General features: G+C 66.1%; 20 protein-coding genes. 7 read left to right on the top strand and 13 right to left on the bottom strand.

What is annotated here, in order from left to right:
• Positions 1-35 precede the first annotated feature (35 nt).
• The 5 genes from H7J73_RS07420 to H7J73_RS07400 form a co-directional block, all read right to left on the bottom strand.
• On the bottom strand, positions 36-776 hold the full coding sequence (locus tag H7J73_RS07420; RefSeq protein ID WP_264066687.1) for an ABC transporter permease: 741 nt from the start codon (positions 774-776) through the stop codon (positions 36-38).
• Positions 777-864: 88 nt separating this feature from the next.
• Positions 865-1,689 (bottom strand): ATP-binding cassette domain-containing protein, encoded by an 825-nt coding sequence (locus tag H7J73_RS07415; protein WP_264066653.1) that lies wholly within the window; start codon positions 1,687-1,689, stop codon positions 865-867.
• On the bottom strand, positions 1,686-2,141 hold the full coding sequence (locus H7J73_RS07410) for a MarR family winged helix-turn-helix transcriptional regulator (RefSeq protein WP_264066652.1): 456 nt from the start codon (positions 2,139-2,141) through the stop codon (positions 1,686-1,688). Before H7J73_RS07410 ends, H7J73_RS07415 begins: the two co-directional genes overlap by 4 nt.
• A 55-nt stretch (positions 2,142-2,196) precedes the next feature.
• Positions 2,197-3,993: an acyl-CoA dehydrogenase gene (locus H7J73_RS07405; RefSeq protein ID WP_264066651.1), complete on the bottom strand. Its 1,797-nt coding sequence runs from the start codon at positions 3,991-3,993 to the stop codon at positions 2,197-2,199.
• Positions 3,994-4,017: 24 nt separating this feature from the next.
• Positions 4,018-4,521, bottom strand: a complete 504-nt coding sequence (locus H7J73_RS07400) for a metallophosphoesterase family protein (protein ID WP_264066650.1) — start codon at positions 4,519-4,521, stop codon at positions 4,018-4,020.
• A gap of 132 nt (positions 4,522-4,653) precedes the next feature.
• Here H7J73_RS07400 and H7J73_RS07395 point away from each other — a divergent pair, with 132 nt between their 5' ends.
• Complete coding sequence (locus tag H7J73_RS07395) at positions 4,654-5,055, top strand: Zn-ribbon domain-containing OB-fold protein (protein WP_264066649.1); 402 nt, start codon at positions 4,654-4,656, stop codon at positions 5,053-5,055.
• A 6-nt stretch (positions 5,056-5,061) separates the two neighbouring features.
• Positions 5,062-6,270 carry a thiolase family protein gene (locus H7J73_RS07390; protein ID WP_264066686.1) on the top strand — a complete coding sequence of 403 codons (1,209 nt, stop codon included), beginning with the start codon at positions 5,062-5,064 and terminating at the stop codon, positions 6,268-6,270.
• Here the strand turns inward: H7J73_RS07390 and H7J73_RS07385 are convergent.
• Complete coding sequence (locus tag H7J73_RS07385) at positions 6,267-6,866, bottom strand: TetR/AcrR family transcriptional regulator (protein ID WP_264066648.1); 600 nt, start codon at positions 6,864-6,866, stop codon at positions 6,267-6,269. The two genes, H7J73_RS07390 and H7J73_RS07385, sit on opposite strands and share 4 nt — an antisense overlap.
• Before the next feature lie 24 nt (positions 6,867-6,890).
• On the opposite strand from H7J73_RS07385, the gene H7J73_RS07380 reads away from it, so the two are divergent.
• Genes H7J73_RS07380 through H7J73_RS07370 form a run of 3 tightly spaced genes read left to right on the top strand, consistent with a single transcriptional unit; the run spans position 6,891 to position 9,437 of the window.
• Complete coding sequence (locus tag H7J73_RS07380) at positions 6,891-8,138, top strand: CoA transferase (RefSeq protein ID WP_264066647.1); 1,248 nt, start codon at positions 6,891-6,893, stop codon at positions 8,136-8,138.
• A complete protein-coding gene (locus tag H7J73_RS07375; RefSeq protein WP_264066646.1) occupies positions 8,135-8,935 on the top strand; it encodes an acyl-CoA thioesterase in 801 nt (266 codons plus the stop codon). The genes H7J73_RS07380 and H7J73_RS07375 overlap by 4 nt, the downstream gene beginning before the upstream one ends.
• A 46-nt stretch (positions 8,936-8,981) precedes the next feature.
• On the top strand, positions 8,982-9,437 hold the full coding sequence (locus H7J73_RS07370) for a MaoC family dehydratase (protein ID WP_264066645.1): 456 nt from the start codon (positions 8,982-8,984) through the stop codon (positions 9,435-9,437).
• 49 nt (positions 9,438-9,486) lie between these two features.
• Here H7J73_RS07370 and H7J73_RS07365 read toward each other — a convergent pair whose 3' ends face one another.
• From H7J73_RS07365 to H7J73_RS07355, 3 genes are read right to left on the bottom strand one after another with little or no spacing between them, the layout of a single operon-like run.
• Entirely contained in the window at positions 9,487-10,245 is a 759-nt protein-coding gene (locus tag H7J73_RS07365; protein ID WP_264066644.1) for a sulfite exporter TauE/SafE family protein, read from the bottom strand.
• Between the two features lie 18 nt (positions 10,246-10,263).
• A complete protein-coding gene (locus tag H7J73_RS07360; RefSeq protein ID WP_264066643.1) occupies positions 10,264-10,908 on the bottom strand; it encodes a TetR/AcrR family transcriptional regulator in 645 nt (214 codons plus the stop codon).
• Between the two features lie 7 nt (positions 10,909-10,915).
• Positions 10,916-12,211, bottom strand: a complete 1,296-nt coding sequence (locus tag H7J73_RS07355; protein ID WP_264066642.1) for an acyl-CoA dehydrogenase family protein — start codon at positions 12,209-12,211, stop codon at positions 10,916-10,918.
• Positions 12,212-12,340: 129 nt separating this feature from the next.
• On the opposite strand from H7J73_RS07355, the gene H7J73_RS07350 reads away from it, so the two are divergent.
• A complete protein-coding gene (locus tag H7J73_RS07350; protein WP_264066641.1) occupies positions 12,341-12,487 on the top strand; it encodes a DUF1059 domain-containing protein in 147 nt (48 codons plus the stop codon).
• Between the two features lie 3 nt (positions 12,488-12,490).
• Here H7J73_RS07350 and H7J73_RS07345 read toward each other — a convergent pair whose 3' ends face one another.
• The 3 genes from H7J73_RS07345 to H7J73_RS07335 are packed head-to-tail and all read right to left on the bottom strand — an operon-like array spanning position 12,491 to position 14,759.
• On the bottom strand, positions 12,491-12,961 hold the full coding sequence (locus H7J73_RS07345; protein ID WP_264066640.1) for an SRPBCC family protein: 471 nt from the start codon (positions 12,959-12,961) through the stop codon (positions 12,491-12,493).
• Positions 12,958-13,842 carry an SDR family NAD(P)-dependent oxidoreductase gene (locus H7J73_RS07340; protein WP_264066639.1) on the bottom strand — a complete coding sequence of 295 codons (885 nt, stop codon included), beginning with the start codon at positions 13,840-13,842 and terminating at the stop codon, positions 12,958-12,960. Before H7J73_RS07340 ends, H7J73_RS07345 begins: the two co-directional genes overlap by 4 nt.
• 50 nt (positions 13,843-13,892) lie before the next feature.
• Positions 13,893-14,759: an alpha/beta fold hydrolase gene (locus H7J73_RS07335; RefSeq protein WP_264066638.1), complete on the bottom strand. Its 867-nt coding sequence runs from the start codon at positions 14,757-14,759 to the stop codon at positions 13,893-13,895.
• A 429-nt stretch (positions 14,760-15,188) separates the two neighbouring features.
• Here H7J73_RS07335 and H7J73_RS07330 point away from each other — a divergent pair, with 429 nt between their 5' ends.
• Positions 15,189-15,581 (top strand): heme-binding protein, encoded by a 393-nt coding sequence (locus tag H7J73_RS07330; protein WP_308207396.1) that lies wholly within the window; start codon positions 15,189-15,191, stop codon positions 15,579-15,581.
• A gap of 38 nt (positions 15,582-15,619) precedes the next feature.
• Here the strand turns inward: H7J73_RS07330 and fabG are convergent, their stop codons facing one another.
• The gene (gene fabG / locus H7J73_RS07325) at positions 15,620-16,405 is read right to left on the bottom strand and encodes a 3-oxoacyl-ACP reductase FabG (RefSeq protein WP_264066636.1); all 786 of its coding nucleotides are present in this window, start codon (positions 16,403-16,405) and stop codon (positions 15,620-15,622) included.
• Positions 16,406-16,494 lie beyond the last annotated feature (89 nt).

Below are 16,494 nucleotides of genomic sequence, written 5' to 3'. Positions count from 1 at the left end.
AACTGCGCGGGTTACGGTCTTTTGCGGCAGCGAGCTCAGCGCACCAGGCGACGCAGCAGGGCCGAGGCGGTGAACACCCCGACGATCGCCGCGAGTACGAGCACCCCGATATCCAGCGGCCAGTTCGACGACGTACCGATCAGCAGACCGCGTAGCGCGTTGACCTCGTAGCTCAACGGGTTCACCGCGGACAGCCAGCGCAACCAGGTGGGCATGATGTCGACGGGGTAGAGCGCATTCGAGGCGAAGAACAACGGCATGGTGATGGCCTGGCCGATACCCATCAATCGGTCCCGGTTGCGCACCAGGCCGGCCAGCGACATCGACAGACAGGCGAAGAAGGCCGAACCGAGCACCACCACGCCCATCGCCGCGAGAATCCGCAGCGGGTTGGCCGTCAGATGCACCCCCATCAGGTAGGCGATGACCAGGACTCCGATCACCTGGGCGACCGATCGCACCCCGGCTGCGAACGCCTTACCCGCGATCAGTGCCGACGCGGGCGCCGGGGTGACCATGAGTTTGGCGAGAATGCCTGCGTCGCGGTCCCAGACGATCTGGATGCCGTAGAAGATCGAGATGAACAGGGCCGACTGCGCGATGATCCCCGGGGCGAGGAACGCCAGGTAGGACACCGACCCGGTGTCGATGACGTGCAGGTGGCTGAAGGTCTGCCCGAAGATCAGCAGCCACAGCGCGGGTTGCACCATGCGGGTGAAGAGTTCGGTGCGGTCGTGGCGGAGCTTCTGCAGTTCGACGAGCGCGAAGGTACCCATCCGCAGGACGACCCCGCGCAACCGGCGCCAGCCGCGGGGTGCGCGGATCAGGCCGTGGGTCGCGGGGGATTGATCTGTCTGTTCCGGCTCAACTGACACGGCGTGCTGTCCTTCTGCTGGAGCGGATTTCACGCAGGCCAGGACGCGGTGTGTCGTCGGCGAGGTCTGAACCGGCATGGTGGCGGAAGACATCCTCCAGCGAGGCGTCCGGCCCGACAGCCGCCTTGAGTTCGGTGGGGCTGCCGACAGTCTGCAGCTTGCCGTGATGCATCAACGCCACCCGGTCGCACAACACGTCGGCTTCCTCCATGTAATGCGTGGTCAGCAGCACCGTCATGCCGAATTCGTCCTGCATCCGTTGCACCTGCGACCAGACGCCGTCGCGGGCAATCGGATCCAGTCCGACGGTGGGTTCGTCGAGGATCAGCAGCGACGGCCGGTTGACGAGCGCCTGCGCCAGCTCGAGTCGGCGAACCATGCCGCCGGAGTAGGTGCCGGCCAGGTTGTCGGCCACGTCCAGCAGGTTCATCGCCTCCAGCGCCTCGTTCACGCGGGCCTCGCGCTGGCGGCGCGGCACGTCGTACAGCCGGGCGAACCACTGCACGTTCTGCCGCCCGGTCAGCGCCGATTCGATCGAAAGTTGTTGGGGGACATAGCCGATGTTGTAACGGATGTCCATGGTGTCGCGTTTGGCGTCCAACCCGAAGATCGAGACCGTCCCGTGTTGCACCGGCGTCAGGGTGGTGAGCACGCGAACTGCGGTGGTCTTTCCGGCCCCGTTGGGCCCAAGTAGGCCCACCGTCTCGCCCGCCTGTACCTGCAACGTCAGGTCGTCGACGGCGACGAATTTGCCGTACCGGTGGGTCAGGTGCTGACAGTCGATCGCCAGGTCTGTGATGCTGCCCGCAGTCATGTCTGCCTCTCCTGGAGCATTCGGGTCAGCTTGGCCAGCACATCCAATCCTGCTGTCAACTGGTCTATTTCGGTGTCGTCGAGGTCATCGAGGGCATGGGATATCGCGGACCGGCGGGCGTTGCGTGATTCGTCGGCGGCGCTCTGAATGTCAGGGGTGAGCCGCAGTCGTCCCACTCTGCGGTCGGCGGGGTCCGCCTCGCGGATCAACGAGCCGCCCGCGCACAGACGCGACACCAGTGTCGACGCGGTGTTGGCCGCCAGTCCGAGCTCCGCCGCCGCCTGGCTCACGGAGATGCCGGGCCGACGGCCGACGAGCCGCACCAACTCGGCCTGAGATTCGGTCAAGCCGGCGACCACGTCGGGCCCATGACTCGATGTCCGGCGGATTTGGCGCCGGAATCGGCCGACGGTACCCAACAAATCGCTGATCAGCTGGCTGCGGGACGGCACCGGGCAATAATACCTCTGCAAGAGAGGTATTGCGTCCGAACTGACCGCGAACGAATCAGAACCAGGCGTCGCGCATCTCCAGCGTGGTGTGGTCCAGGCGCTCCAGCAGATCCAGCTGTGGACCCGTCTTGGGCAGTTCGTAGCGGAAGAAGTACTGCGCAGCCTGGCGTTTGCCGTCGTAGAAGTCGCCGGTCTTACCGTGCGCGGCGCACAGCTGTTCCAGCCAGATCCAGGCGATCACGAGATGGCCGAACGCTTCGAGGTAGACCACGCTGTTGGCCAGCGCGGCGTCGATATCCCCCGAGGCAAACATTCCCGCCGTCACTGACACCAGCCGGGACCAAGCGGCCGTCAGCGCAGCGGCCGGCTCGGTCAGCTCACCGCCCGCGGCGTTCGCCTCGGCGATAGTGGTCGCGATGACCCTGCCGAGCTCGGCCAGGCTGGCGCCGCCGCGTTGGATAACCTTGCGCCCCAACAGATCCAGGCTCTGAATACCATGGGTGCCCTCGTGGATGGGGTTGAGCCGGTTATCCCGGTAGAGCTGTTCCACGTCGTACTCCCGGGTGTAGCCGTAGCCGCCGTGCACCTGGATCGCCAGGCTGTTGGCCTCCAGGCACCACTGCGACGGCCAGCTCTTGCCGACCGGCGTCAGAATGTCCAGCAGGTCTGTGGAGCGCTGGAGCTCGTCGTCGGATTCGGCACTGTGCTGCCAGTCGACCAGTCGTCCGCAGTACAGTTCCAGCGCCAGGGCGCCCTCGACATATGCTTTCTGCGCCAACAGCATTCGCTTGACATCGGGATGCTCGATGATCGGGACCTGCGGTGTCGACGGATCCTTGGCAGTCGCGGGCCTGCCCTGCGGCCGGCTGCGGGCGTACTCCAGCGATTTGAGATAGCCGGTGTAGCCGAGCGCCACCGCGCCCATCCCGACGCCAAGGCGAGCCTCGTTCATCATGTGGAACATGTAAGTGATCCCGCGGTGCGGCTCGCCGATCAGATAACCGACCGCGCCCGGCTGCCCGCCCGGCCGGTGGGTTCCGTCACCGAAGTTCAGCACCGTGTTGGTGATACCCCGTTGGCCCATCTTGTGATTCAGGCCGGCCAGCGCGACGTCGTTGCGTTCGCCGATCGACCCGTCGTCGCCGACGAGGAATTTGGGCACGATGAACAGCGAGATGCCCTTGGTGCCGGCCGGGCCGCCGGGAATCTTGGCCAGCACCAGGTTGACGATGTTGTCCGTCATCTCGTGCTCGGCCCCCGAGATCCACATCTTGGAGCCGAACAGCCGATAACTACCGTCCTCCTGCGGTTCGGCGCGGGTGAGGATATCCGCCAGCGACGATCCCGCCTGGGTCTCCGAGAGCGCCATCGTCCCGGAGAACCGGCCTGACAACATCGGCGTGACGAAGGTGGCGATCTGCTCGGCGGTGCCGAACTTGGTCAGCAGGTTGGCATTGGCGGTCGTCAGCATGACGTAGCCGCTGGTGGCGACGTTGGCGGCGGCGAAATACGCGAACCCCGCCTGCGCCACCGCCATCGGCAGCTGTGACCCGCCGAAGCGCTGATCCATGCTCAGCCCGATCAGGTCCGCGGCCGCGAACGCGTCCAGCGCCTCCTTGACTTCCGGAATCACCGTGACCGTCGATCCGTCGAATGTCGGCTCGTTGGCATCGCTGCGCTTGTTGTGCGGGGCGAAGTAGTGCGTCGCCAGCTCCTCGCACAGGTCCAGCACGTCGGAGAAGGTTTCGGCGGAGTGGTCGGCGAACCGCTCACGCTTGGTCAGTTCGTCGATCCCCAGCCATTCGAAGAGCAGGAAGTCCAGATCGCGCCGGGAGAGAAGATCCGATTTCACGCACCCGAGTATGCGCTCCGTGGGTCAGGTGGCTCGGGGGATTCGGTGCAGCGTGACCTCTGCGAGGGCGCCGCCATCCACCGATGCGGTCATGTAGGTGCCGAACGGCTGGCTGCGGCGGTCGGTGGGGGAGCCGGGGTTGAGCAGCCGTAGGCCGGTCGCACTGGTGGTGTCCCACGGGATGTGGCTGTGGCCGAAAACCAGTACGTCGGTATCGGGGTAGGTGCGCGACATCCGCGCGTCGCGACCGCTGGAGGCGCCGGTCTCGTGGACCACGGTGAACCGCACCCCGGCCAGCGTCACGTCGGCGCGCTCGGGCAGCCGGGCGCGCAGCTCGTCGCCGTCGTTGTTACCCCAGCACGCGACCAGGCGGGCGGCGCGGCTCTCCAGGGCATCGAGTGTTGCGATGTCCACCCAGTCTCCGGCGTGCACGACGACGTCGGCGCGCTCCACCGCATCCCAGACCTGCGCGGGCAGGTCTTTGGCGCGCTTGGGCAGATGGGTGTCCGAGATGAGCAGTAGTTCCATCGGCATCCATGGTGCCCCACCCCGCGACTTTGGCGTGTTCCGGACCGCTGACCGGTCGAAAGCACGCCCAAATCACAGGGCCGCCACGGTGGGTGTCATGATCCGAGGAGACATTCTTCGTCAGGAGCGCAGATGACCGGACAGGTCCCACTCGTCGACTACCTGGTACTGGGTGATCAACCGCACCTGAGCGCCAACGAATGCACGCAGTGCGGTGCGCGGTTCTTCGGCCGCCGCAACGCGTGCGCCAACTGCAGTGCAACGGAATTCGCCACCGCCACGGTCGCGACAGAAGGCATCGTGCGGGCATTCACCATCGTCGCGTTCGCCGCCCCCGGCGTCCCCGTGCCGTTCGTCGCCGCCGTCGTGGACTGCGACGGCACCAGCGTGCGCGCCAACATCGTCAACACCCCGCCCGACCCCGAGCACGTGACACTCGGCATGAAAGTCCAGCTCACCACCTTTCCGCTCGGCGTCGACACGGCCGGCGTCGAAGCCATCGGGTTCGGCTTCGAACCCCAACCCGCCAAGTAGGAGACGATCATGGCCAGCGACGACATCTGGATCCTCGGCATCACGATGACCAAGTTCGGCAAACACAAGGACAAAGACGTCCTCGACCTCGCCTCGGAGGCGGCCCTGGGTGCGCTCGCCGACGGCGGCGTCACCATCAGGGACGTCGGCGTGCTCGCGGTCGGGAACCTGATGAACGCCAACGCGTCCGTCGGTCAACAGCTGCAAAAGCAGATCGGTCAGACCGGCATCCCGGTGTACAACGTGGCGAACGCCTGCGCCACCGGCGCCACCGCACTGCGCACGGCGATCATGGCGATCAAGGCGGGCGAGACTCCGGTGGGCATGGCCGTCGGTGTCGAGAAGCTCTCCGGCGCGGGACTGCTCGGCGCATCGGCTGCGCGGGAACGGTCCGACACCTGGGCGCCGTCGGGACGCGACGGCGCGGTCCTCGGGCTCGACGGCCGGGTGGGCACCGAGAACATGCCTGGCGTGTTCGCCCAGATCGGGATGGAGTACGGCCACCGCTACGGTGGCACCAGCTTTGAGCTGTTCGCGAAGATCGCCGAGAAGAACCATGCGCACTCAACGCTGAATCCCCTTGCGGCATACCAGAAGCGGTTCACCCTGGAAGAAATCATGGGTGACGTGATGATCGCCTACCCGAACACCAGGCCGATGTGCTCGGCCAACTGTGACGGGGCGGCGGCTGCGGTGGTCGTCTCGGGGGAGTACCTCAAGACACTCTCGGGCGAACAGCAGCGCCGAGCGGTCAAGGTATCGGCATCCGTGCTGACCAGTGACCCGTATCAGGAGGCGTGCCAGATCCTGCCCGATGTCAACACGCTGACCAGGGCCGCGGCGGTCCAGGCCTACGATCAGGCCGGGGTGAGCCCGCAGGACCTTGATCTGGTGGAACTGCACGACTGCTTCGCCACGGCCGAACTCGTGCATTACGACAACCTGATGCTGTGCGAAGAAGGAAACGCGGCCGACTTCTTCTCCTCCGGCGCAACCTGGCGCGACGGCTCCACCCCCGTCAACGTCTCCGGCGGCCTCGAGTCCAAAGGTCACCCCATCGCCGCCACCGGCATCGCGAATATCTGGGAGGTCTGCCACCACCTGCGCGGCGAGGCGGGCGATCGTCAAATCGCCAATGCGACAGTCGGTCTGGCTCACGTCATCGGTCTGGGTTCGGCCTGCGGCATCCACATCCTGGAACGCGCGGCCGCCTAGGTTCGATCGGCTCCCACCGCGGCCAGGCAGAAGTCGACCAGGTGACCGACATCTGCCGGATCCGGCTCGGTGGCGGAGGCGGTGTACCGACCGATGGCGCCGGTGATGGTGGTCAGGACCGCGTCGGCGTCCCGCTCGGCATCGGCCGAGCCCATCTCGGTCAGCGGCCCGATGAGCAGGTCGCGCATCGGCGCGGTGATCTGCCCGTCGGGCAACGCGGAGAACTGGCTGAGCACCGCGCGGCTGCGCGCGGCGCGGCGCGGATCGCCGACCTGCGACAGGGCGCCCTCGATCCAGGCCGACAGCTTGGCGGCCGGATCGTGTCGAGTGGCCATTTGCTGGTCCAGGTAGGACGCGGTGAGCGCGACCCCGCGTTCCAGGACGGCCAGCATCAGCTCGTCCTTGCCGGCGAAATACCGGTAGAAGGCTGCATTCGAGGTACCTGCGGCAGCGACGATATCGCTGACCTTCGGCGGGGCGGGAGCGGCCAGCTCGATGACCCCCAGCGCGGCGGCCAGAATTTTCTCGACCTCTTCGACGGCCTCGCGCTGCCGAGCATCGAGCGCCCGCTCCACGGCAGCGACAACCCGAGACATCAGCCCAGGATAAGTTGATTCGCTATGAGCGCGCAGACAAGCACCGCACCGCCGGGGTCGCCGGGACCGCTCGCCGGGGTGCGGGTCGTCGAGATCTCCAGTTTCGTCGCGGTGCCGCTGGCCGGTATGACGTTGGCGCAATTGGGTTGCGAGGTCATCCGCATCGACCCCGTCGGGGGTGCCGCCGACTACCGGCGCTGGCCGGTGACTGACAGCGGCCAGAGCATCTACTGGGCGGGTCTGAACAAGGGTAAGCGTTCGGTGGCGGTAGACATGCGCTCGCCGCAGGGCCAGCAGCTGGTTACCAGGCTGATCACCGAGAGCGGTCCGACCGGTGGCATTCTCATCACCAATGTCGTTGGTCGCGAATGGCATTCGTTCGAACAGCTGACCAAGGAGCGCCCGGATCTGATTCACCTCGAGGTGTCGGGGCGCGCGGACGGCGGCACCGGCGTCGACTACACCGTGAATGCCGGAATCGGCTTCCCACTGGTCACCGGACCACCGACCCAGGCCGGCCCGGTGAACCATGTACTGCCCGCGTGGGATGTGTCATGCGGTCTGTATGCCGCGCTGGCCATCACCGCGGCGTTGCGCGCACGCGATGCTACCGGGGTCGGGGCGCGGATCCGTGTTCCCCTCGAAGACGTCGCCCTGGCCACCGCCGGAAACCTCGGATTCCTTTCCGAGCCGATGATCAACGGTACCCAGCGCGAACGTCTCGGCAATGCCATCTACGGCCAGTACGGCGCGAACTTCACCAGCAGCGACGGCGTCGCCTTCATGCTGGTAGCGCTGACCGGCCGCCATTTCCGGGATCTGACAGAGCTCACCGGTAGCACCAAAGCCGTTGCTGCACTGGGTGATGCACTCGATGTCGACTTCACCGACGAAGGGCAGCGATACCGGCACCGCGACGCGCTGAGCGGCTTGTTCAGCATCTGGTTTCGTGAACGCACGGCCGCCGAGATCGCCGAGGCGCTGGCGGCGACCTCGATCCTGTGGGAGCGCTACCGGACCTTCGCCGAGTGCGCCGAGGATGAACGGGTCACCGCGAACCCGTTGTTCAGCACCTTGGCGCAGCCCAGGATCGGCGAGTACCTGGCGCCTGGACTGCCCATCGAGTTCGACGGCGCCCATATTCCTGCCGTCGCCGCGCCCGCTCTCGGCGATGACACCGTCGCAGTCCTGGGTGAGCGGCTCGGCATATCGCCCGATGACGTCGCTGGACTAGCCGAAAGTGGGACCGTAGCAATGGGTTCCGACGCATGAGCGCGCTACTGGAGCTGCTCGACATGCGACCCGGCGACACCGACGTCTGGGTGGCGGCCGGGCACGGACCCACCGACAAGCGGGCCTTCGGTGGGCAATTCGTCGCGCAGTCCATGGCCGCCGCCGGAAAGACGGTGCCCGACGACGCCGGCCCGACCAGCATGCACCTGCAGTTCCTGCGCGGCGGTGCGGCGGCCGATCCCGTCGGCTATGCCGTCGAACGAACCTACGACGGCCGCACCGCGATGACGCGGCGGGTGGTGGCCCGGCAGAGCGAGCGCGTCATCACCGCGGCCACCGTCTCGTTCGCGAAGGCGCTGACCGGTCCGGTGCACGGCCATTACGGGCGCCTCCCCGAGGACCCTGACACCCTGGCTGCCACCGGCCCGGCCGGGCCCGCGCCGGGGCTGCCGCTGGACGAACTCGATATCCGCATCGTCGACGAGGGCAGCGGCAGCGATTTCGTGCGCCGGCTCTGGTGGCGCGCGACGGTCGAGCTGCCGGCGGACGCGATGATTCACACCTGCGTCGCATTGTTCGTGACCGACGTGTACATGATCGACCCGGCACTACAGGTACACGGCCATTCGATGCGCGATCGCACCCACCGCAGTGGCACTACCGATTCCTCGGTGTGGTTTCACGCACCGATCCGCGCCGACCGGTGGAATCTCCTGGAGTCGCGGTCCCCGGCGGCGGCCAGGGGGCGCGGTCTGGTGACCGCATCGCTGGTCGGCGACCACGGCATCATCGCCGCGACGCTCGTTCAGGAGGGGCTGATCGCGGCCCGCGAATGAGTGGTGCGCAAGATGGGGCACAAGCCAATGCAGGGAAAGGACAGCAATGCGGACTTTCGAATCGATCGCCGAGCTCGCCGCCGCCAAGGGTGAGGTGCTGGGTACCAGCAACTGGGTGACCGTCACCCAGGAGGCGGTCAACCAATTCGCCGACGCGACCGGCGATCACCAGTGGATCCACGTCGATCCGGAGAAGGCGGCGGCGGGACCGTTCGGCACCACGATCGCGCACGGCTTCCTGACGTTGTCGCTGCTGCCGGTCCTGATGCACGAGATCTTCACCGTCAACGGCTTGAAGATGGGAATCAACTACGGGCTGAACAAGGTTCGGTTCCCGTCACCGGTACCGGTGGGTGCCAAGGTGCGCGGCTCCACCACGCTCGTCGACATCGAGGACCTGGGCAACGGCACCTCGCAGGCGACCCTGTCGACCACCGTCGAGATCGAGGGCGCGGCCAAGCCGGCCTGCGTGGCCGAGAGCATCGTCCGCTACCTCAGCTGAGTGATTTCGGCGTGCTGGGTTGCGCTCACGGCGACCGGACACGCCGAAATCACGAGTAGGCGTCGATCCCGAGCTTGATCGCCAGCACCATCCCGCCGACGCCGATCAACAACCGGATCGGCGTCGCAGGGGCGTGCCGCACGACGATCGGGCCCAGCCGGGAACCGATCAGGCAGCCCGCACCCAGCGGTACGACCGCCGCCCAGTGGACGGGCGCCACGAACACGAAGATCAGCGCCGCCACCGAGTTCGACGCCCCGAGCAGGACATTCTTCGATGCGTTCGCATGTGGCAGCGTCGCGCCGCCCGCGCGCAGCAACAGCGCGAGCAGGAGCACTCCGGCGGCCGCTCCGAAATAGCCGCCGTAGACGGCGATCGACAGGATCGCGGCCGCTTCGAGTACCCGCATGGACCTGCTTTTGCGCGGCTGCTCGCCGGGTGTCAGCGCCGGGGGCGGTAGCAGGATGGCGATCGCCGAGAGGCCGATCAGGATGGGTACGAGTTTCTCGAACCCATCGGCCGGCGTATTGAGCAGCAGCACCGCGCCGAGGACACCGCCGAGCACGGCCACTGGCACCGTGCGCAGCAGGAAAGCGCCCTGGCCTTTCAGCTCGGGCCGCGAACCCCAGATCGACCCGACGCCGTTGAACACCAGGGCCACGGTGTTGGTGACGTTGGCGGCGACGGGCGGCAGGCCCACGGCCAGCAGGGCGGGATAGGTGGTCACCGAGGCCAGGCCGGCGATACTGCCGGTTAATCCGCCGCTGATGCCCGCGACGACCAGCAGGGTGATCTGAGTCCAACTCATCGGATCGGCGAGTGCGGACTAGACGGCGCGACGGAGCTCGCGCTCGGCGAGCAGTTGCCGAGTCTCCCCAGACACGGGCGCGCCGAGGATCGCGGACACCAGGTCGATGAGGTGACTGATGAACAGTCGGTCGTCGGTGTGTGGACCCGCCTGGGCCCGTCGGGCCAGCTCCACTGCGGTGTAGAGCAGCGCATTGAGTCGGGGATGCATCTTGGCGGCGTCGGGGTCCAACAACGGCGCGACGAGTTCGCGCCAGCGCCGCAGGCTGCTGAACCGGCCGGCTTCTCCTTCCAGCACCTCCAGGCTCAGTTTCGGCCGGTTCAACAGGTCTGCGTACACCTGCAGGAAGGCCGGGCCGCCTTCGGTATCGGCCAGTTTGGCACCAAGGGGCCGGACCAGCGCACCGGCCAACGCGCGCAGCTCCGGAGCGGTTTCGGCCGCGTCGAGCAGCGCGTGCCTGCGGGCATCCACCGCGGGCAGGTGCTTGTCGAGGATGCCCTGGAGCACGCCGTCGCGGTCGGCGAAGTGGTACTGCACCGCGATGACGTTCTTCGCGCCGGCTCTGCGCGCAATCTCGCGCAAGCTGACTCCGTCGACGCCGCGGTCGGCGAATAACTGTTCGGCCGCGGACAGTAGGTTGCCGCGGGTATCGGTGGAAGTCACGACGGCACTAGAGCTCGGCGACCTCGAGCTCAAGGCGCTCGGCGAGCCGGGCCTGCGCCTCGGCGCGGCGGGTCGGGATATGCGCCGACGGGAACAGCGTGGTCACCGGCTCGTACTCCTTGAGGGTGCGGCGCGCCAGCGTCAGTTTGTGCACTTCAGTGGGGCCGTCGGCGATGCCGAGGGATTCCGCGGCGACCATCATCCTGATGAACGGCATCTCGTTGGAGACACCGAGGGCGCCGTGCAGGTGCATGGCCCGCTGCACGACATCGTGCAATACCTGAGGCATCGCCACCTTCACCGCGGCGATGTCGCGGCGCACCAACTGATAGTCGTGATGTTTGTCGATCAGCCACGCGGTGCGCAGGACCAGCAGCCGGAACTGCTCGATCTGGATCCAGCTGTCGGCGACCTTCTCCTGGGTCATCTGGAAGCTGCCGAGTGCACCTTGGCGGGTCTGGCGGGACACCGCGCGCTCACACATCATGTCGAAAGCTTTGCGCGCCAGGGCAATCGTGCGCATGGCGTGATGGATTCGGCCACCGCCGAGCCGGGTCTGGGCGATCGCAAACGCCTGGCCCTCCCCGCCGAGGACATGGTCGAGAGGTACCCGGACGTCGGTGTAGCGGACGTACCCGTGCGACGCGTGATCCGACGACTCGCCACCGACGCCGACGTTGCGGACGATCTCGATGCCCGGTGTCTCGGCCGGCACGATGAACAGCGACATCTTGTCGCGGGTGCGCGCGTCGGGATTGGTGACGGCCATGACGATGTAGAACGACGCGTGCCTGGCGTTCGAGGAGAACCACTTCTCACCGTTGATCAACCAGGAGTCGCCGTCCCGCTCGGCGCGGGTGACGAACAGCCCGGGATCGGACCCGCCCTGCGGCTCGGTCATCGAATAGCAGGAGCTGATCTCACCGTCGAGCAGTGGCTGCAGGTATCGGCGCTTCTGCTCGTCGGTTCCGAACAGGGCGATGATCTCGGCATTGCCGGAGTCCGGTGCCTGTGATCCGAATACCGATGGGGCCCAACGGGATCGACCGAGGATTTCATTCAACAGGGCCAGCTTCACCTGGCCGTAACCCTGGCCGCCGAGGTCGGGGCTCAGATGCGCCGCCCACAGCCCGTGGTCTTTGACCTTCTGCTGCAACGGTCGCAGGACGGCCATCACGTCGGGGTTGCGCTTGTCGTACGGGTCGAGTGCCACCAGGTCGAGCGGTTCCAGCTCGGTGACCATCAGCTCCTCGACCCAGTCGAGCTTTTCCTGGTATTCGGGGTCGGTCTCGAAATCCCACACGGGCTGGGCACCGTCCTAACGCGGATCGCGGATCACTTGAGTCGAGCCCATCATTTATTGATTCAAGCGAATTACGCAAGAGACGGCCCGGGCTTTCCCGGTTGCGAGAGTTCGGGTAGACCTGACGGGATGAAGACGCATCTGAACTGCCCGTGTGGCGAGTCGATTGTCGGCGCCAACGAGGACGACCTCGTGGAGAAGACGCAGAAGCACCTGTCCGAAAACCACCCAGGACACGAATACTCGCGCGACGAGATCCTCTTTATCGCGTTCTGACGATCAGCCGGGGTACTTGGCGGCCAGCTTGGTCAGGGTGGACTCGATCCCTTTGGTGTTGCCCTTGACGAAACCCGTGCGCTCGTAGTACTTCAGGCTGTCCTTGAGCGGGCCGGTTTTGCGGTAGTCGAAGGTTTCGGTCACCCGGGTCAGCGTCGGGGACAGCGCCTCGAACTCCCAGCGCCAGTGGTGTCCGATCGGATGCCGCCATTCGACCAGTTCGTCGGGCTTGAGCGCGGTGACGGTGCTGACGATCCAGTAGGGCACCCCCTTCATCCGCATTCTCGTCGAGAACTTGGCGCCGGCAACGAGTTTCGCCGGGCCTTTGATGTTGTCGTGAACCGTGCCCGAACCGTCGAGTTCGCTATGGCGACGGGGGTCGGCGACGAGGGCGAACAACTCGGCGGCGGGGGCGTGGACCTCGACCGACCGGCTGACCTGATTGGGGCCGGAATCGACGACGGTGACGGTCATGACGGTGCTCCTGGTGTCGCGGGGCCGGGTGTCTCGTGGCCCGGTGTCTCGGACACGGTGACCATATCGAGGCTGCGCTCCCACAGCTGCTCGGCCAGCACGGGGTCGAAAGCCTGCTTGTTCGGGCGGCCGGGTTTGTGCCTGGCGTAGTACTCGCCGGAGGTCCAATCCACCCCGGGCGTAGCCGAGGCCAGCCACACCAGCTGGTCCGAGCCCTGTTCGGGGCCGATCAGCGCGAAGTTCTTCAGCGGCGACTGGTAGAGGAAATTCAGCAGACCGTTGCCGGACTCGGCTCCGAAATTGGATGCCACCGGGCCGGGATGGAATGCGGCAGTGGAGATTCCGGCTCCGTGATAGCGCCGGTGCAACTCCTTGGTGAACAAGATGTTGGCGAGCTTCGCGTCCCCGTAGGCTTTCTGCGCCTTGTAGCTGCGCTCGTGGTCGAGATCGGTGATGTCGATATGGCCGAACAGCCGGTTGCCGACGCTGCTGGTGTTGAGCACCGAGGCCCTCGATTCGATCAACCGATCCAGAAGCAAGCTGGTCAGCAGGAACGGTGCCAGATGGTTGACCTGGAACGTCTTCTCGTGGCCGTCGACCGTGCTGACCCGCTCGGCGCTCATGATCCCGCCCGCGTTGTTGGCGAGCACGTCGATGCGGGGGTAGCGCGAGAGCAGCTGATTGGCCAGCTCCCGAACCTGGGTGAGATCGGCAAAGTCGGCGATGAAATAGTCGGCTCCCAGCGGCGCCGCGACGGCTTCGGTCTTCTGCGGTGACCGTCCGACCACTACGACGTTCTCGCCGCTACGACTCAGCCGCGCGGCGGCCGCCGCACCAAGCCCGTCACTGGCGCCGGTGATGACGATGGTTCGACCCGTCATGTGTGCCCTCCTGACTCGTTGAGTCCGAGGCTACCCACCATGGGTGACAGTCAGCAGCGGGTGATCAGGGCGGACCGTCGCTCAGTGGTGGCGATGAAGTCCTCCAGGAGCGCCACGACCTGCGTAGGGGACTCCACGTGGGGGAAATGCCCGAGGCCAGGCAGGATTTCCAGCCGGCTGCCCGGAAGCGCCTCATGGGCGGCATAGCCGTGGGACACCGGGATGATCTTGTCCTTGTCGCCCCAGATGAACATCACCGGCATCTGGGCCGTCAGGTGCAGCTTGTTCAGCGCGCTGACTGCTTGACCCCGGTAGTCGACGACCGAGCGCAGCGTGCGCAGGAACGCGTTGCGGGTGTCGCGATCCGACAATGAAGAGTAGGCACTCCACAGTTCGGCGCCGCGCGCGGACTGCACACCGGCCGAGGACAGCAGCGACTTGATCTTGTTGCCCGCTGACAGCACCTGTGAGGGAGCGATCACCGGCAGGATCAACTCAGCACCCGGCGCGGACAGCAGCCGCAGTGTCCAGCTCAGGTCGGGTCCGAGGCCGCCGCTGCCGATCAGGACCACGCGCTCACAGCGGTCGCGGTGCTGGTAGGCGAATTGCATGGCGATACCGCCGCCGAGGGATTGACCGATCACCGTCGCCCGCGCGATGCCCAGTTCGTCGAGCAGGTCGCGCAGCGAAGCGGCGAACGCCCCGAGGGAGTAGTCACCGCGTGGCTTGTCGGACTGGCCGTGGCCGAGTAGATCGGGCGCAATCACCCGGTAGTTCTTGGCCAGTGCAGGGATGACGTCGCGCCAGGTGGCCGAACTGCCGGCCATGCCGTGGATCAGTAGCAACGCTTCGCCGTCACCGGCGTCCTGGTAAGCGACACGTTCACCGTGTAGCTCCAGGTACCGCATGTCGTCCATCAGTGTTGCCTCCGATAACTGGATTACTGCGCGTAGTCACGAGCCGTAGTCACGAGAATAACCTAGGTTACGGGTGCGTAGGTTACTGACGGGTAACACGAGGGCCGATCTCGTGCCGATATCGTTCTGCGACCAGCTTCTATAACGATCTGGTTACCGTCGGCCACACTGCCGGATCACGATCGGATAAGACGATTGCTCCCGTCCTTAAAGACGTGCGCGAAATCTGGTTATCGCCTTAGTGAATTCACGCCGATAGAGCGGGAACTCACACCCGAAACCTGTAACGCCCGACGGGACGGACTGTGCTGGCGGCGAAGGTCGGTTTGGGGCCATTTTCCTGCGGGTACGTTGTGATTCGGGCACGGGGAATGGTGCGACCAACTCGTCGCGGATCTGTCGAATATGAAGGACAACAAACTGATGAAAATGACTGGTTTCACCATGCGCCGCGGTGTCAGCGGCGCATTCGCCGGCTGCCTGCTCGCCGGAATCGCCGCCGCCACGATCACCGCACCGGCCGCCAATGCCGCGCCGTGTTCGGCCAGCGGTGCCACTGGCACCATCAGCTCGGTGTCCGGCGCCGCCAGCCAGTTCCTGATCGCCCATCCCGGCGCCGACCAGGTGCTCACCAACGCGGCATCGCAGTCACCGGATGACGCCCGCGCCTCGGTTCGGGCCTACTTCACCGCCAACCCAGGTGAGTACCTGGAGCTCAAAGGCATCACCCGGCCGTTGGTAGACCTGCAGAAGCAGTGCGGTGTGTCCGGTTTGGGTGGCGCTGATCTGCTGCAGGCGTTCAACGAGTTCCAGAACGGTTAACGAGCGATCTACGGGGTCTGGGCCGAGTTCGGTACGGCTCAGACCCCTGTGCTCGACAGCGCTTCGGGGGATTCGGGTAGCACCTGCCCGCCGTCGACTGTCAACGTCTGTCCGGTGATGTACCCGGCCTCGTCGCTGGCCAGGAACGCGACCGCGTAGCCGATATCCGCGGGCTCGCCGAGCGCACCCGCCGGGATGGACCGCGCCATCTGGGCGATGTAATCCTCGCCCATCTCCGCAATTCCCTCGGTCAGGATGTTGCCGGGCAATACCGCGTTGACGGTGATCTTGTGCGGGGAGAGTTCGATCGCGGCGGTCCGCATGAAACCCAGCTGCGCCGCCTTGGAAGCGCCATAGTGCGTCCAGCCGGGGAAGCCGGTGATCGGACCGGTGATCGATGACGTCAACACCACCCGTCCGCGGCCGGAAGCGATCAGTGCATCCAGGCACGCCTGCACGCTGTAGAAGGTGCCCTTGACATTGGTGTCGAGCATCTGGTCGAGCTGTTCGGAGGTCATCGACTTCAGCGGGGCGTCGGGAAAGATGCCCGCATTCGCGCATAGCACGTCGATCCCGCCGAACGCCGCGACCACCTCCGCGGCCATCGCCACACACGAATCCCGTTGACTGACATCGGCACTCACGCCGATCACCGTGCCGGAACCCAGGCCGTCGAGATCCGCGACGGCGGAATCGAGGTCCACCGCGGAGCGGGCTGCGATGGCGACATTGGCACCTGCGGTGGCGAAGACCGCCGCGATCCCGCGCCCGATTCCTTTACTGCCACCGGTGACGACGACCGACTTTCCCTGCAATGAAAACATTGTCACAGTGTGGTGCACCTGCTCGCTGCGGGCAGCCTCAGAAGCCGCATTTAACGTCGATGTTGCGTGCGGCGGCCGGACTTCTGCGC

This window comes from Mycolicibacterium komossense (genome assembly GCF_025822605.1).
In the GTDB taxonomy this organism is placed as follows: Bacteria; Actinomycetota; Actinomycetes; order Mycobacteriales; family Mycobacteriaceae; genus Mycobacterium; species Mycobacterium komossense.
This window is presented reverse-complemented; position numbering and strand designations above follow the sequence as displayed.

What these genes read in the sequence shown, in the direction of transcription:
- H7J73_RS07335 (WP_264066638.1), bottom strand. Translation starts at nt 14,759, where the DNA reads ATGGACGACATGCGGTACCTGGAGCTACACGGTGAACGTGTCGCTTAC.
- H7J73_RS07340 (WP_264066639.1), bottom strand. Translation starts at nt 13,842, where the DNA reads ATGACGGGTCGAACCATCGTCATCACCGGCGCCAGTGACGGGCTTGGT.
- H7J73_RS07420 (WP_264066687.1), bottom strand. Translation starts at nt 776, where the DNA reads ATGGGTACCTTCGCGCTCGTCGAACTGCAGAAGCTCCGCCACGACCGC.
- fabG (WP_264066636.1), bottom strand. Translation starts at nt 16,405, where the DNA reads ATGTTTTCATTGCAGGGAAAGTCGGTCGTCGTCACCGGTGGCAGTAAA.
- H7J73_RS07345 (WP_264066640.1), bottom strand. Translation starts at nt 12,961, where the DNA reads ATGACCGTCACCGTCGTCGATTCCGGCCCCAATCAGGTCAGCCGGTCG.
- H7J73_RS07365 (WP_264066644.1), bottom strand. Translation starts at nt 10,245, where the DNA reads ATGAGTTGGACTCAGATCACCCTGCTGGTCGTCGCGGGCATCAGCGGC.
- H7J73_RS07375 (WP_264066646.1), top strand. Translation starts at nt 8,135, where the DNA reads ATGAGCGCGCTACTGGAGCTGCTCGACATGCGACCCGGCGACACCGAC.
- H7J73_RS07385 (WP_264066648.1), bottom strand. Translation starts at nt 6,866, where the DNA reads ATGTCTCGGGTTGTCGCTGCCGTGGAGCGGGCGCTCGATGCTCGGCAG.
- H7J73_RS07380 (WP_264066647.1), top strand. Translation starts at nt 6,891, where the DNA reads ATGAGCGCGCAGACAAGCACCGCACCGCCGGGGTCGCCGGGACCGCTC.
- H7J73_RS07415 (WP_264066653.1), bottom strand. Translation starts at nt 1,689, where the DNA reads ATGACTGCGGGCAGCATCACAGACCTGGCGATCGACTGTCAGCACCTG.
- H7J73_RS07330 (WP_308207396.1), top strand. Translation starts at nt 15,189, where the DNA reads ATGACTGGTTTCACCATGCGCCGCGGTGTCAGCGGCGCATTCGCCGGC.
- H7J73_RS07370 (WP_264066645.1), top strand. Translation starts at nt 8,982, where the DNA reads ATGCGGACTTTCGAATCGATCGCCGAGCTCGCCGCCGCCAAGGGTGAG.
- H7J73_RS07400 (WP_264066650.1), bottom strand. Translation starts at nt 4,521, where the DNA reads ATGGAACTACTGCTCATCTCGGACACCCATCTGCCCAAGCGCGCCAAA.
- H7J73_RS07350 (WP_264066641.1), top strand. Translation starts at nt 12,341, where the DNA reads ATGAAGACGCATCTGAACTGCCCGTGTGGCGAGTCGATTGTCGGCGCC.
- H7J73_RS07395 (WP_264066649.1), top strand. Translation starts at nt 4,654, where the DNA reads ATGACCGGACAGGTCCCACTCGTCGACTACCTGGTACTGGGTGATCAA.